The organism is Sporosarcina sp. PTS2304 (genome assembly GCF_003351785.1).
GTDB lineage: Bacteria > Bacillota > Bacilli > Bacillales_A > Planococcaceae > Sporosarcina.
Genome location: NZ_CP031230.1, coordinates 595,505 through 611,195 on the forward strand (window position 1 = coordinate 595,505; position 15,691 = coordinate 611,195).

General features: G+C 39.0%; 17 protein-coding genes. All 17 read left to right on the forward strand.

Features of this window, described 5'->3' with window-relative positions; all coding sequences use genetic code 11:
- The first annotated feature begins 2 nt into the window (after positions 1 to 2).
- The 17 genes from fliR to frr all read left to right on the forward strand — a co-directional run bounded on the left by fliR (position 3) and on the right by frr (position 15,619).
- A complete protein-coding gene (fliR, locus tag DV702_RS02660) occupies positions 3 to 779 on the forward strand; it encodes a flagellar biosynthetic protein FliR (RefSeq protein ID WP_114923335.1) in 777 nt (258 codons plus the stop codon).
- Entirely contained in the window at positions 772 to 1,863 is a 1,092-nt protein-coding gene (gene flhB, locus DV702_RS02665; protein WP_114923336.1) for a flagellar biosynthesis protein FlhB, read from the forward strand. Before fliR ends, flhB begins: the two co-directional genes overlap by 8 nt.
- 24 nt (positions 1,864 to 1,887) lie before the next feature.
- Positions 1,888 to 3,918, forward strand: a complete 2,031-nt coding sequence (gene flhA / locus DV702_RS02670) for a flagellar biosynthesis protein FlhA (RefSeq protein ID WP_114923337.1) — start codon at positions 1,888 to 1,890, stop codon at positions 3,916 to 3,918.
- A complete protein-coding gene (flhF, locus tag DV702_RS02675) occupies positions 3,918 to 5,033 on the forward strand; it encodes a flagellar biosynthesis GTPase FlhF (protein WP_114923338.1) in 1,116 nt (371 codons plus the stop codon). Before flhA ends, flhF begins: the two co-directional genes overlap by 1 nt.
- Entirely contained in the window at positions 5,026 to 5,892 is an 867-nt protein-coding gene (locus tag DV702_RS02680) for a MinD/ParA family protein (RefSeq protein WP_114923339.1), read from the forward strand. Before flhF ends, DV702_RS02680 begins: the two co-directional genes overlap by 8 nt.
- A gap of 73 nt (positions 5,893 to 5,965) precedes the next feature.
- A complete protein-coding gene (locus DV702_RS02685) occupies positions 5,966 to 7,024 on the forward strand; it encodes a protein-glutamate methylesterase/protein-glutamine glutaminase (RefSeq protein WP_240315671.1) in 1,059 nt (352 codons plus the stop codon).
- 15 nt (positions 7,025 to 7,039) lie between these two features.
- Positions 7,040 to 9,112 carry a chemotaxis protein CheA gene (locus DV702_RS02690; RefSeq protein WP_114923341.1) on the forward strand — a complete coding sequence of 691 codons (2,073 nt, stop codon included), beginning with the start codon at positions 7,040 to 7,042 and terminating at the stop codon, positions 9,110 to 9,112.
- 17 nt (positions 9,113 to 9,129) lie between these two features.
- On the forward strand, positions 9,130 to 9,597 hold the full coding sequence (locus DV702_RS02695; protein ID WP_114923342.1) for a chemotaxis protein CheW: 468 nt from the start codon (positions 9,130 to 9,132) through the stop codon (positions 9,595 to 9,597).
- Entirely contained in the window at positions 9,587 to 10,219 is a 633-nt protein-coding gene (locus DV702_RS02700; RefSeq protein WP_114923343.1) for a chemotaxis protein CheC, read from the forward strand. Before DV702_RS02695 ends, DV702_RS02700 begins: the two co-directional genes overlap by 11 nt.
- Complete coding sequence (locus tag DV702_RS02705; RefSeq protein WP_114923344.1) at positions 10,220 to 10,714, forward strand: chemotaxis protein CheD; 495 nt, start codon at positions 10,220 to 10,222, stop codon at positions 10,712 to 10,714.
- A 116-nt stretch (positions 10,715 to 10,830) separates the two neighbouring features.
- Positions 10,831 to 11,610, forward strand: a complete 780-nt coding sequence (locus DV702_RS02710; RefSeq protein WP_114923345.1) for a FliA/WhiG family RNA polymerase sigma factor — start codon at positions 10,831 to 10,833, stop codon at positions 11,608 to 11,610.
- Positions 11,607 to 11,906 carry an RNA polymerase subunit sigma gene (locus DV702_RS02715; protein ID WP_114923346.1) on the forward strand — a complete coding sequence of 100 codons (300 nt, stop codon included), beginning with the start codon at positions 11,607 to 11,609 and terminating at the stop codon, positions 11,904 to 11,906. Before DV702_RS02710 ends, DV702_RS02715 begins: the two co-directional genes overlap by 4 nt.
- Positions 11,907 to 11,912: 6 nt before the next feature.
- Complete coding sequence (locus DV702_RS02720) at positions 11,913 to 12,386, forward strand: helix-turn-helix domain-containing protein (protein WP_114923347.1); 474 nt, start codon at positions 11,913 to 11,915, stop codon at positions 12,384 to 12,386.
- Between the two features lie 154 nt (positions 12,387 to 12,540).
- Entirely contained in the window at positions 12,541 to 13,269 is a 729-nt protein-coding gene (gene rpsB, locus DV702_RS02725) for a 30S ribosomal protein S2 (protein ID WP_114923348.1), read from the forward strand.
- Between the two features lie 99 nt (positions 13,270 to 13,368).
- Positions 13,369 to 14,256 carry a translation elongation factor Ts gene (gene tsf / locus DV702_RS02730; RefSeq protein ID WP_114923349.1) on the forward strand — a complete coding sequence of 296 codons (888 nt, stop codon included), beginning with the start codon at positions 13,369 to 13,371 and terminating at the stop codon, positions 14,254 to 14,256.
- An 80-nt stretch (positions 14,257 to 14,336) separates the two neighbouring features.
- Positions 14,337 to 15,065 (forward strand): UMP kinase, encoded by a 729-nt coding sequence (pyrH, locus tag DV702_RS02735; RefSeq protein WP_114923350.1) that lies wholly within the window; start codon positions 14,337 to 14,339, stop codon positions 15,063 to 15,065.
- Positions 15,062 to 15,619, forward strand: coding sequence for a ribosome recycling factor (gene frr / locus DV702_RS02740; RefSeq protein ID WP_114923351.1), 558 nt, complete (start codon positions 15,062 to 15,064; stop codon positions 15,617 to 15,619). Before pyrH ends, frr begins: the two co-directional genes overlap by 4 nt.
- Positions 15,620 to 15,691: the final 72 nt, after the last annotated feature.

Genomic DNA, 15,691 nt, shown 5'->3' on the forward strand with positions numbered 1-15,691 from the left:
GAATGAATGATATCATTCCATCATTACCAGCATTTTTATTAATTTTGACGCGGATTACTGCATTTTTTGTTACGCTGCCGCTATTTTCATATCGGACTATCCCACCAACGCAACGACTACTATTCGCTGCGCTACTTGCGTGGATGATGTCTTATTCAGTCAACATGCCGGCATTGGAAATTGACGGTCAGTTTATACTACTCGTAATAAAAGAAGCAGTAGTCGGCTTGTCTATTGGCATTGCCGCTTTTATTATTATGTCGGCCATTCAAGTAGCGGGTGGATTCATTGATTTCCAAATGGGTTTTGCGATTGCCAACGTAATCGACCCGCAGACAGGGGCACAGTCACCATTGCTGGGACAATTTCTTAATTCTCTAGCTATGTTGTTATTACTTGCGATCAATGGTCATCACATGTTATTGGATGGCATATTTTACAGTTATGAATTTGTTCCGATTAATGAATTATGGCCGCCGTTTGGAGACGCCAAAATGGCAGAGTTTATCGTGTTAACATTTGCTAGAGCCTTTGCACTTGCGTTTCAAATGGCCATTCCTGTAGTAGCCACGTTATTTCTCGTGGATCTTGCGCTCGGTATAACTGCGAGAGCCGTTCCACAGTTAAATATTTTCGTTGTCGGTTTCCCGATAAAAATCGGTGTAAGTTTTATCGTGCTTCTTACGATTGCCAGTGTATTTATTATACTTATGAAAAAGTTATTTGAAATTATGATTATTACTATGAGAGACGTAATGGTCTTGCTAGGAGGTGGCTGAATTGTTGCTGACGCTTGATTTGCAGTTTTTCGCAGGCGAGAAAACAGAGAAAGCCACCCCAAAAAAGAGACAAGACTCTCGAAAAAAAGGGCAAGTTCTTAAAAGCCAAGACGTAACTAGTGCCATCGTGTTACTCTCGGTATTTATTTTTATGTTTTTCGCAGCGGGGTTTATGCGAGATAACTTCTTTGTGTTTTTCCGTGAATCCTTTACGCATTTTATACCTATACATACGATGAATGAAGATCAAGTCATGCTAGTTTATATGAGTATCATAAAACAAATGGCTATTATTTTATTACCGATTATGGTCATAGCTGTTATCGCTAGTGTTGCAGCCAACTTACTACAATTCGGTTTATTATTTACTGGTGAAACATTAAAATTCGATTTAAAAAAGATTGATCCGATTAAAGGATTAAAACGAATCTTTTCTATAAAAGCAATCGTCGAGCTATTAAAGTCTGTACTTAAAATATCTTTTATCGGTACTGTCACGACATTAGTCATTTGGATGAACTTCGGTAAAGTGTTAGATTTGGCATTCAGTACGCCGCAAATGACGCTACTTACGATTGCTAAATTAGTAGGAATGATGGGAATCATTGCTTCACTCGTATTACTGTTTATTTCAATATTAGATTTCCTGTATCAAAAATTTGACTATGAAAAAAATCTGAAAATGTCTAAACAAGATATTAAAGATGAATATAAAAATATGGATGGAGATCCTTTAATAAAATCAAAAATTAAGCAACGACAGCGCGAAATGGCGATGCGACGGATGATGCAAGAAATTCCAGAAGCAGATGTAGTAATTACAAATCCTACACACTTTGCAATTGCTTTAAAGTATGATGAAGAGCAAATGGATTCACCAATCGTTATTGCTAAAGGCGCAGATTTTGTAGCACAAAAAATTAAAATGATCGCAAAAGAGCATGATATTGTCATGGTAGAAAATCGCCCTCTTGCACGATCGATGTACGACCAAGTTGAAATAGGAGATCGAATACCTGAAGAATTCTTTAAGGCGGTCGCTGAAATTTTAGCATATGTTTATCGTATTCAAAGGAAAATATAAGTGAAATAAGAAAGTAGGGGTAGGATGCAGTTTAAAGATATTGGAGTACTTGCAGCGGTTATTATGATCATTGCAATGCTCGTCATACCTTTACCCCCATGGCTATTAAGTTTTTTAATCATTATTAATATTACACTCGGTTTAATGGTTCTATTAACTGCGATGAATATGCAAGAAGCGCTGCAATTCTCCATTTTTCCGTCATTATTGCTATTACTCACTTTATTTCGACTAGGTTTGAACGTTTCCACAACACGTGCTATTCTTTCTGAAGGAAATGCCGGTGGAGTTGTTGATACATTCGGTACATTCGTTACAGGTGGAAATATTATCGTTGGTTTAGTTGTTTTCGTCATCTTAATAATCATTCAATTTATTGTTATTACTAAAGGTTCGGAACGTGTGTCTGAAGTAGCGGCACGTTTTACATTGGACGCGATGCCAGGAAAGCAAATGAGTATTGATGCGGATTTAAATGCGGGAATGATTTCCGATACAGAAGCTCGTCAACGACGTGAAAAAGTGAGTAATGAAGCGGATTTCTATGGTGCAATGGATGGTGCGACGAAATTCGTTAAAGGGGACGCCATTGCCGGTATTATCATTGTTATGATTAACTTATTAGTCGGAATGATTATAGGTGTTGTGCAAATGGGGTTACCGTTTGCGGAAGCCGCTGTCCAATTCTCTACCTTAACGGTAGGGGACGGAATCGTATCTCAAATACCGGCTCTTCTTATATCGACGGCTACCGGTATTGTCGTAACACGCGCGGCTTCTGAAGGGAATTTGGGGACGGATATTACAAACCAGTTGTTAGGACAACCGAAGCTATTATATGTTGCAGCAATTACGATCTTATTACTAGGTCTAGCTACACCGATTAACGACGTCCTAACTATTCCTATTGCAGCTGCACTTGCTACTGGTGCGTTTATGATGTCCCGAAAACCAGAAGAAGACCCAGACGAGTTACTGGAAATGGAACAGGATGTAGAAACAGAAGGATTGAAACGCCCTGAAAATGTAGTGGATTTACTTAACGTCGATCCAATTGAGTTTGAGTTCGGCTATGGACTAATCCCACTTGTTGATGCGACACAAGGGGGAGATTTGTTAGATAGGGTAGTCATGATTAGACGCCAGTTAGCTATTGAACTTGGACTCGTTATTCCGGTCGTGCGGATTCGTGATAACATTCAACTTCAACCAAATGAATATAGAATTAAAATTAAAGGTAATGAAATGGCACGAGGAGAGTTACTGCTGGATCACTACTTAGCAATGAGTCCTGGCGGTGAAGACTTAATTGATGGGATTGATACAATCGAACCGTCATTTGGGCTCCCAGCTAAATGGATTACAGAAGAAACAAAAGAAGACGCCGAAATTATGGGCTATACAGTTGTCGATCCGCCTAGTGTCGTTTCTACACATCTAACAGAAGTAATCCGTGCACATGCCGCTGACTTGCTCGGCCGCCAAGAGACGAAACAGCTAGTAGACCATGTCCATGAGACTTATCCGATTTTAGTAGATGAATTGACACCTACACCGTTATCAATAGGAGAAATTCAAAAAGTTCTTGCTAAATTATTGAGTGAACAAGTATCAGTTCGGAATTTGTCTATCATTTTCGAAACATTGGCTGATTATTCCAAATACACATCAGATGTAGATGTATTAACGGAATATGTTAGACAATCATTGGCTAGACAAATTACAGGTCAATATGTGAACGGCAATGAAGCACTAAAAGTATTGACGGTTTCAGGGAAAGTGGAAAAGTTGATTGCAGATAGTATTCAGCAAACGGAACAAGGTAACTTTTTATCCATTGATCCAAGCCAATCCCAAACTATTCTGGAGCGAATTGCACAGGAAGTAGAACGTGTAGCGTTGCTAGATCAATCACCAATCATCTTATGCTCACCTGCTGTTCGAATGTATGTAAGACAAATAACAGAGCGCTATTTCCCTCAAATACCTATATTGTCTTATAATGAACTCGAAGCATCTGTAGAAGTCCAAAGTGTAGGGGTGGTGGATATTTAATGAAAATGAAAAAGTATACTGCAGCTACTATGGTTGAGGCTATGAAGCAAGTCCGGGAAGATTTTGGTGAGGATGCAGTTATTCTTAGCTCTCAAGTCATGAAAACTAAAGGGTTTTTCGGATTGTTTCAAAAGAAGTTTGTAGAAGTAGTTGCAGGTTTTGATAAACAGAGTGAAAAAAGAACTCCTGAATCATCTGCGTATTCTGTTGCTCAAACTGCGGCTGTAGTAGAAACTACAGCACAGCTCCAAAAAGAAATTCGGGAAATTAAAAGATTAATTAATGACATGCAAAATACTAATCATACATTTGAAAAATATCCCAATGAGTTACTTCCTTTGCTGTCTAGTCTTCGAAGTCAGGGGCTGGCACAAGAATATATTTCACAAATCGGTGATACAATTTTCCAGAGAATGAAACAAGATAAAGAAGATTTTGATGAAACTGCACAAGTTGCCCTTATGAAAGAATGGTTTGTAAATAAGTTGCATGGCGTTCCTATGGGAGGAATTAGTTATCAAAAAAAATATATTAACGTGCTAGGACCCACAGGTGTTGGAAAAACGACGACAATTGCTAAAATTGCAGCTCGTGCACTATTGGAAGAGAAAAAGAAGATCGGTTTTATTACAACAGATACGTATCGCATAGCAGCTATAGAACAATTACGAACATATGCGAATCTACTTCAAGCGCCAGTAGAAATCGCGTACAATGCCACAGACTTCCGAGCGGCAATTGAAAAATTAGCGGATCGCGATTTAATTTTTATAGATACAGCAGGACGAAATTACAAAGAAGCGAAATTCGTAGATGATTTAAAGAAACTAGTAGACTTCTCGCTTGATATGGAGACGTTTCTTGTATTATCTACTACGTCCAAAGAGCAAGATATGGACATTATCGTGCAACGTTTCCAAAAATTCCCTATAGAAAAATTTATCTTCACGAAGACGGATGAAACAAATTCTGTCGGTGCAATGATCAACTTGATGCTTAAATATAATATAGGAACGGCATATTATACAGATGGCCAGGAAGTACCTGAAGATATTGCAGAGGCTGATTTCGAGAAAGTTTTTTCACTTTTACTAGCAGGTGATTCACATGCATGATCAAGCCGAAGCGTTACGTTTAAAAATGTTAATGAATCTTGAGAAAACAGCACGTTCCGCAGCAATTATTAGTGGCAAAGGAGGAGTTGGGAAATCTAACTTTACCGCTAATTTCTCCTATTCATTACTAGCCAAAGGTAAGAAAGTTTTAATTGTTGACATGGATATTGGTATGGGGAATATACATATCTTATTTGGTGCAACGCCAACATATAGTTTAAACGACTATTTGAGCGGTTCACAAACGCTACATGAGGTAGTCACTCCTGTAGAAGAAGGTTTAGCTTTCATTGCGGGGGGATCTGGACTTGATACGGTGTTAGAATGGTCAAAGCCGATGTTCGACCGTTTAATCGATGGCTTTACGATGCTCCAAACTGAATATGATGTAATTTTATTCGACATGGGAGCGGGAGCAAACAAAAGCTCAATCGATTTAATACTGGCAGTAGATGAAATTATTTTAATTTCTACGCCTGAACCGACATCTATAACTGACGCTTACTCTATGATGAAGTATATTTGCATGCAGGATGCTGATAAAGCATTTCATATCGTCAGTAACCGAGTGATAAAAGAAGAAGAAGGTAGAGATTCAGTGGCACGTTTACAGCTCGCCATGAGAAAATTCTTATCCGCAGAAACAACAATACTAGGTTTTTTGCCTGATGATGTAAACGTCAGGAATGCAGTTATTGCCCAGACTCCTTTTGTGAAGTTATATCCCAATGCTCAGATTAGCAAGCGTATGAAAGAAATTACAGAAACATATTTACTTGGCGAACAGCCAGGCACTTCAATAGAAACTTCTGGATTCTTAAATAAAATAAAAAGTATTTTTCAGAAGGGGCGTGGCTGACTTGATAACAGGCAGAAAAAAACGAGTGTTAGTCGTTGATGATTCGGCCTTTATGAGGAAGTTGATTTCTGACATGATAAATAAACATCCTATGATGGAAATTGTCGGAATAGCTAGAAATGGAAAAGATGCAGTCGAAAAGGTGCAGGATCTTCAACCAGATGTAGTCACGATGGATATTGAAATGCCGGTAATGGATGGCTTAACTGCGTTAAAAGAAATTATGGTCAATCACCCGATACCTGTTGTCATTTTATCAAGTACAACAAAACATAATACTGAAAATGCTGTATTAGCCATTGAGTATGGAGCAGTCGATGTAATTGCGAAACCAGGCGGGGCTATTTCTTTAAATTTACATGAGATTGAAAAGGAAATAGTAGAGAAAGTGTTTGCAGCGTCAAATGTCGGTATTCAAACACTGACTAGAAAGATTACACCCGTGAGACCGAGAGCTATAATACCGAAGAAAAAAATTGAAGTAAACGATATAGCGAGACCTGACAATGTATCTACTACTAGTTTAGTAAACTTTTCAAAGAATAAAGGACAACGACCCAAAACTTTTGTTATAATAGGTACATCGACGGGGGGGCCTCGAGCCTTACAAGAAGTAATTACTAGGCTTCCAGCGGACTTTCCTTCACCTATTTTAATAGTACAGCATATGCCGCCTGGTTTTACAAAGTCACTTGCTGAGCGGTTAAATGGATTAAGTGAAATTGTAGTGAAAGAAGCTACGAACGGTGAACTAATAGAGAGCGGTACAGCCTATATCGCTCCAGGTGGCCTACATATGAAATTTGAAAAAACGATGGCAGGTTACCAAATACTGTTGGATGGAATAGAAGCACCGCGCGCAGGTCATCGGCCAGCGGTGAATGTCTTATTAGAATCGGCAGCAACTCATAAAGAACTCGATTTCGTCACAGTTATTATGACAGGCATGGGGTACGATGGAAAAGAAGGAATGGAGCTGTTGAGAGCTTCATGCAAAACAGTTACGATAGCAGAATCTAAAAACACGTCAGTAGTGTATGGGATGCCAAAAGCAGTAATTGAAGCAGGGCTAAGCGATGAAGTGAAAGATGTTCAACAAATAGCGGATGCGATATTGGGAAATTTGAAGTAACTAGGGGGCTTTACAATGGATGTAAATCAGTATTTGGATATGTTCATCGAAGAAAGTAAAGAACACTTGCAAGCATGTAATGAACAATTGCTTGCATTGGAAAATAATCCCGATGATTTAGCGATTGTCAATGAAATATTTCGGGCAGCCCATACATTAAAAGGGATGTCGGCGACAATGGGCTACGAAGATATTGCAGATTTAACGCATAAGATGGAAAACGTACTAGATGCCATTCGAAATTCTAAAATCCATGTAACGACAGAAATTTTAGACGTAGTTTTTGAAGCTGCTGATGATCTGGAATTAATGGTATTAGATATAGAAGCAGGTGGAGATGGTAAAAAAGACGTTAGCAAACTAGTCGATATGTTAAACCGTATCGAGGCGGGACAACCCCTCGACTTAGCAAAGAATTCTACTGCAGTCACGACGGATGAAGCGCCCGTTGAAGTAATCACGTCATCTGGCATTCATTACGACGAATTTGAATTAACTGTTATCTCGCAATCATCTGAGCAAGGATTTAACGCATTAGAAATTACTGTCCAATTACGTGAAGACTGTTTATTAAAAGTCGCAAGAGTGTTCATGACATTTGAGATATTGGAAAAATCCGGTGAAGTGATTAAAACAGTGCCGACTGTAGAAAAACTCGAAAATGAAGAATTTGATCAAAATTTTACCATTGTTCTGTTAACACATGAAGATGCTGAAGAGCTAACAGCGAAAGTAATGAAAGTGTCCGAAATAGAAGATGTACATATTACGCATATTACAGACGAGTACGTACAAAAATATAAACAAACAGCGCTTGAACAAGAAGACGTTCAGCCTGAAGAGGCACCGCAACCTGCAACACTTCCTGCGAAAACTGAAAAACCTAAAGTTGAACCAAAAGAAGCAGGGAAAAATAAAAAACCATCCCCCTCTACTTCAAATAAAACCATTCGAGTAAATATCGATCGCTTAGATATTTTAATGAATTTATTTGAAGAATTGGTTATTGACCGCGGGCGTCTTCAGTCTATCGCCAGTGAGTTGCACAATCCGGAACTTAACGAGTCAGTAGAACGAATGACTAGAGTATCGGGTGACCTGCAAAATATTATTTTGAATATGCGAATGGTTCCTGTTGAAACAGTATTTAACAGATTCCCTAAAATGGTTCGTCAATTGGCACGAGATTTAAATAAAAAAATAAACTTAGAAATAATTGGAGCAGAAACAGAATTAGACCGAACGGTAATCGATGAAATAGGCGATCCGCTTGTTCACTTAATCCGAAATGCTTTAGACCATGGAATTGAAAGTCCGGAAGTCCGCCTTGCAAATGGTAAGCCTGAAGAAGGAACAGTGACTTTACGTGCGTATCATTCGGGCAATCACGTATTTATCGAGTTAGAAGATGATGGTGCGGGCGTCAATCGTGAACGTGTAGTAGGTAAAGCGATTGAAAGAGGAATTGTAAGTGAAGAAGCTGCAGCTGCACTGTCAAATAAACAAGTAGCAGAATTGATTTTAGCATCAGGATTTTCAACGGCTGCGTCCATTACGGATGTTTCCGGTCGTGGAGTAGGGTTAGACGTAGTGAAAAATACGATTGAATCTCTAGGCGGACATATATCTATTGATTCGACAGAAGGCAAAGGCTCTCTATTCCAAGTTCAACTACCTCTCACTCTTTCTATTATTTCAGTAATGTTAGTAGAGCTAGACCAGGAGATTTACGCAATTCCTCTTTCTTCTATTATTGAAACAGCGATTATACAGAAGTCCGATATTCTAAACGCGCATAATCAGCCTGTTATTGACTTTAGAGGAACGATTGTACCGTTAGTCGATCTGAAAGAAATTTTTGAAATGGAGAATAAGACATCTGAAGAAGATGCTTTCCAATCGATTGTAATTGTCCGTAAAGGTGAAAGTTTAGCAGGGTTAGTTGTTGATTCATTCATTGGACAACAAGAAATTGTTTTAAAGTCACTCGGCAATTATTTACAGAGTGTCTTTGCTATATCTGGTGCCACCATTCTGGGCAATGGACAGGTAGCACTAATCGTTGACTGCAATGCACTGATTAAATAATGGAGGTGACGAAACATATGACAAATATGAGTGAAGTAAGTGATATGAAAGTGATCGTCTTCCAACTGATGAATAAAGAATATGCGATTGGACTTGATGTCGTTGAGTCTATAGAAAAATCCTTAACTATTACTCGTGTTCCAAGAATGCCCTCTTACGTAAAAGGAGTTTTAAACTTGCGCGGAGTAGTAACGCCCGTCGTCGATTTACGTGAGCGCTTTGATATGGAGCCAAAGGAATTTGATGAATCCAGTTGTATTATTATTGTTTCTCATGCAGAATCCGAAGTAGGATTAATCGTAGATGATGCGAATGATGTAATGGATGTACCGACAAGCGCAATTGGACCGCAACCTGAAGTAGTAGGTTCTGTAGAATCAGAATTCATTTCAGGCGTCGCAAAAGTAGACAAACGATTGCTCGTCATGTTGAATTTAGAAAAAGTACTTCAACCGATTAAGAAGGTGAATACAGATGAATTCTAATCTCGACATTACCGAAATGCATTTAGATGTATTAAAAGAAATTGGCAATATAGGTGCGGCTCACGCAGCCACCTCGCTGTCACAACTTTTAGGTCATAAAATTGATATGCGCGTGCCGAATGTAGCGTTAGTCACATTTGATGAAATGTTTGAGTTGGCAGGTGGAACTGAAAAAGTTGTTGCTGGAATCTTTTTACGAATTGAGGGAGATTTAACGGGGAGTATGTTTTTTGTGCTGACGCTTGAATCTGCCACGCAATTTATTCGTAAACTAACAGGAGACATGGAATTTGAATTCGCGGCGGTAGAAGAACTAGGTCTAGGCGCTTCCGCTTTACAAGAATTAGGGAATATCCTGTCGGGGTCTTATTTATCAGCTTTATCCGATTTTACTTCGTTAAAAATATACCCTACTGTTCCTTCATTAAGTGTGGACATGGTAGGAGCTATCGTTAGTTTTGGATTGATCGAAGTTTCGCAGTATAGTGACGAAGTAATTGTGATTGAAACTGAAATTTTGCAAGAAGGGGAACTAGGCATCTCGAGTTTAGCGGGACATTTCTTCTTATTACCCGATCCGCCATCGTATCGAACGATATTCAGTTCTTTAGGTGTATTATAAATGCAAAATACAAAAACTGTAATACGTGTGGGTATCGCTGATATGAATATTGCTAAAACGCCCCAAACTATCCGTACGTCAGGATTAGGTTCTTGTGTAGGTGTAGTATTGTATGATTCTACAAAAAAGATTGGTGGAATGGTACATGTCATGTTGCCAGACAGTCAATTAGGCAAGTCCACACAATTAAACGTTGCAAAATTTGCAGATACAGGAATTCACGCTATGATTGAAATGTTAAAAGCACAAGGTGTTCGTCCATTTAGTATAAAGGCGAAAATCGCTGGCGGTGCTCAAATGTTTCAGTTCGGCTCCAGTGATACGATTCGTATTGGACCGCGTAATGTAGAAGCCGTTAAACAAGAATTGAAGAGATATTCTATTCAAATTGTGGCAGAAGATACAGGAGGCTCAAGTGGTAGAACAATTGAATTTGATCCAGAAACGAGCATCCTTCACGTGCGGACTGTGAATGCAGGCACGCAGGAAATATAACATGAACTAACGAGGCGGCTAATGCATTAGTCGCCTTTTCATATGTAGATTTGTTATACTAATAAACAAGAGATTCATAGTCGATAAAAAGGGCTGACAGGAAAGGCGTGAATTCGATGACAAAACAAGATACAACTGAACGACATCAGTGGAAGTTGTGGATCGAAGACCGTGATCCTGAAGCTGGGGACACGCTCGTGCGTTTGTATACACCATTAGTGAATTATCACGTTCAGCGAATCAGTGCAGGATTACCTAAAAATGTTTCACGTGATGAAATCAAATCACTTGGCTATCAAGGATTATTTGATGCTTTGACAAAGTTTGATCCGACTCGTGATTTAAAATTCGATACGTATGCCTCGTTTCGCATTCGAGGTACGATTATAGATGGGTTAAGAAAAGAAGATTGGCTATCCAGGTCATCTAGGGAAAAAACAAAAAAGATGGACGAAGAAATCAGTAAATTGGAACAGTCCTATTTACGTACAGTGACACCTGAAGAAGTAGCCGATCATATGGGGATCACAACGGATGAAGTTTATCAAACCGTACATGAACAATATTTTGCTAATGTCTTATCTATAGATGAAAAGATGAATGATGATGATGAACAAAATGATCAAACATTCGTCTTGCGTGATGATCAAACAAAAACACCCGAACAAGTAGCAGTGAAAGACGAACTGATTGGTGATCTTGTAAAGAAAATTAAAGAATTAAATGAAAATGAACAGCTAGTTCTAAGCTTATTTTATCAAGAAGACATGACGCTTACAGAAATAGGCGAGATTTTAAGTTTATCTACATCTAGAATTTCGCAAATTCATTCAAAAGCATTATTTAAACTTCGAACATTACTTGCGTCTGAAATTACGGATGGAGGGATTGTATGAGTCTGAAAAGCATCGAGCTTCAAATAGCGATACCTAAAACATTTGAAGCCGGGAAGATCGCTGAACAAAAACAACAGCAATCACAAATCGATCAGCAACATGCGAATACATTAACTGAAAAACAAGTTCAGAAAAACAAAGAAACCGTAGTACATTCGGATCCATATGCTAAACTAGATGCTGACGGCAAACAAGCAGACGACCAGACTGATCAACAGCAGAAAGAAAAACAGGAGAAAGAGCAACAGCGAGTCAAGCATCCATTTAAAGGCTCGTTTGTAGACTATAGTGGGTGAAGTCTTATGGGAATTATTTTAGCATTGTTATTTATTCTGCAAATGATAAGTTTCATGATTATTACACTGTTGTTCATGAAAGTATCCAAGTTCAATAACTTGGAGAAAAAACAACAGAAGCTCATGGCGGATATGGATGAATCCGTGATGGCTTATTTAACAGAAATCAAAGAAGAAAATGACCGCTTAATCAAGCAGCTGAATGAGTCATCTATAAAACGGACAGAATCTGTCAAAGAAAAGGAACAACCAGAGATCATGGTCACACCTGAAAAAGTTCAACAAAAACCACAACCTGTCCCTATACATTTTGCTTTGCGTTCGTACCAAAAGACAGCATCCTCTACGGCAGAAGCAGAGCCACTGACCGACAGACAAAAGATAAAGAATTTATACGCAGACGGTAGAACAGTTCAAGAAATTGCGAAAGAGCTTGGAAAAGGTCAAACAGAAATTGAGTTAATATTAAAATTCGACTAAAATTTGATTCCATTGTTGCAAAAAAAAATCATATGTGTTAATTTAATAGATGGTATTACTACACACGTGTGCGGATGAATGAGTGGGTGCCAAGTTGGTCACTTATTCGCATGAAGTGCGCGGAGGACAAAAAACCATTAGGAGGAATTATATCATGTCAGTAATCTCAATGAAGCAATTACTAGAAGCTGGTGTACATTTCGGACACCAAACACGTCGTTGGAACCCGAAAATGAAGAAGTTTATTTTTGTGGAGCGTAACGGAATCTACATCATCGATCTTCAAAAAACAGTGAAAAAATTAGAGGAAGCTTACAACTTCATGCGCCAAGTCGGTGCTGAAGGTGGAAAAGTCCTTTTCGTTGGTACGAAGAAACAAGCACAAGAAGCGATCAAAGAAGAAGCAGAACGTGCTGGAATGTACTACATCAACCAACGTTGGTTGGGTGGAACATTAACTAACTTCGGTACAATTCAAAAGCGTGTTGCACGTATGAAGGCTATTGAGAAAATGGAAGAGGATGGCACGTTTGACGTACTTCCTAAGAAAGAAGTTTCTCAATTAAATAAAGAGCATGAGCGTCTTGTGAAATTCTTAGGCGGTATCCGTGATATGAAAGGTCTACCTGATGTAATGTTCATCGTAGACCCACGCAAAGAGCGTATCGCTGTTGCTGAAGCGATCAAATTGCATATTCCTATCGTTGGAATCGTAGATACTAACTGTGATCCAGACGAAATCGACTATGTCATTCCAGCTAACGACGATGCAATTCGTGCAGTTCGCCTGCTTACAAGCAAAATGGCAGATGCATTGATTGAATCTCGTCAAGGTGAAGACGAAGAAGTCGTTGCAGAAACAGCTACTGTATCTGCAGACTGAATGGAGTAAATGATGAGACGATAAGCGGCTATCCCCTTATCGTCTTTTTTTAAAGTACGAGCTATAAACAGTAGACATTTTATGAGGAGGAATTTTCTAATGGCAACAATTACAGCCCAAATGGTTAAGGAACTTCGTGAGAAAACAGGCGCAGGTATGATGGACTGCAAAAAAGCACTTGGTGAAGTAAAAGGTGATATGGATGCAGCAGTAGACTTTTTACGTGAAAAAGGTCTTTCAAGTGCAGCTAAAAAAGCTGATCGTATTGCAGCTGAAGGAATTGCAAACATTTTAGTTCAAGGGAACGAAGCAGTAATTCTTGAAGTGAATGCAGAGACAGATTTTGTTGCTAAAAACGAAGGCTTCCAAACACTTGTAAAGGAATTGTCTGAATTCTTGCTTGCAACTAAGCCGGCAACTGTTGAAGAAGCAAACGAAGCGAAACTTGAGAGCGGTTTAACTGTATCTCAACACATTTCTAATGCTGTAGCAAAAATTGGTGAAAAGATCACTCTTCGCCGTTTTGAAATCCGTGAAAAAACAGACGCAGATGCGTTTGGACCATACTTGCATATGGGTGGACGCATTGCAGTGTTAACTACTTTAGAAGGTTCTACTGATGCAGAAGCAGCTAAAGATGTAGCAATGCATATTGCAGCGATGAACCCGAAATATATTTCTCGCGATCAAGTTTCTGCTGACGAAGTAGAGCATGAGCGTAAAGTATTAACTGAACAAGCATTAAACGAAGGCAAGCCAGAAAACATTGTAGCTAAAATGGTTGAAGGCCGTCTTGGGAAGTACTTTGAAGAGATTTGTGTATTAGACCAAGCATTCGTTAAAAATTCTGATCAAAAAGTTCGTGATTTCGTTAAGTCTACTGGCGGTACGTTAGTAGAATTCATTCGCTACGAAGTGGGCGAAGGAATTGAAAAGCGCGAAGATAACTTTGCTGATGAAGTAATGAGCCAAGTTAAAGGAAACTAAGCTTACAAACAATCATACAGAGGAGCACATCTATTATGTGTTCCTCTTTTTTGAGAATAAGAAATTGCAGGAGGGTCTACATGAGTATTCCAAATTATAAGCGGATCGTGTTAAAATTAAGTGGAGAAGCGTTGGCAGGAGAACAAGGTTTTGGTCTTTCGCCAGAAGTTGTCAAGTCAGTTGCAAACCAAGTAAAAGAAGTAGTTGAACTAGGTGTAGAAGTAGCTGTAGTTGTAGGTGGCGGCAACATTTGGCGCGGTAAAGTTGGAAGTGAGATGGGAATGGATCGTACAACAGCTGACTATATGGGAATGTTAGCAACAGTTATGAACTCCTTGGCTTTACAGGACGCTTTAGAAAAACTTGGACCTGAAACTCGTGTCATGTCATCAATCGATATGAGACAAGTAGCAGAACCATACATACGCCGAAAAGCAATCCGCCATTTGGAGAAAAATCGTGTCGTTATTTTTGCTGCTGGAACTGGGAATCCGTATTTTTCTACAGATACTACAGCTGCATTACGTGCTGCTGAAATTGAAGCAGATGTCATTTTGATGGCTAAAAATAATGTTGATGGCGTGTACTCGGCTGACCCGTTAAAAGATGCAACTGCTACAAAATATTTACAGCTTTCTTACCTAGAAGTAATTAGCCAGGGACTAGAAGTCATGGATTCTACAGCGTCAACGCTTTGTATGGACAATGACATACCGCTCGTAGTATTCTCGATTATGGAAAATGGTAATATTAAAAAAGCTGTACTGGGAGAAGATATCGGTACAGTGGTCAGGAGGAATAAGCAATGACAAAAGAAATTTTCAATCAAGCAACGGAACGTATGGAAAAGGCACATAGCGCATATACAAGACAATTGGCTTCCATTCGTGCAGGCAGAGCTAACGCAAGTTTGTTAGACCGCATTTCTGTCATTTATTACGGTGCGCCTACTCCGTTAAACCAAATGGCTGGTATTTCGGTACCTGAACCGCGTTTGCTCGTAGTTCAGCCGTATGATAAGACAACAATTACAGAAATTGAAAAAGCGATTATGAAATCTGATATTGGGATTACTCCATCTAATGACGGATCAGTAATTCGTTTAGCTGTTCCTGCGTTAACAGAAGAGCGTCGAAAAGAATTGGTTAAAGACGTAAAGCGTGAAGCGGAAGATGCAAAAGTTGCAATCCGGAACGTTCGTCGTGATAGCAATGAAGAGTTAAAGAAGCTCGAAAAAGACGGAGAAATCACTGAAGATGAACTGCGCCGATTCAATGAGCAAGTGCAAAAATTAACAGATGATTTCATCGAAAAAATCGATCAAACAGCAAAAGATAAAGAGAACGAGATTTTAGAAATCTGAGTACAGAACTTTCTATAAGGAGGAGCGTCCTACTTTTAGGACGCTCTTTTCTGTCTTTTGCATGCTATTTAC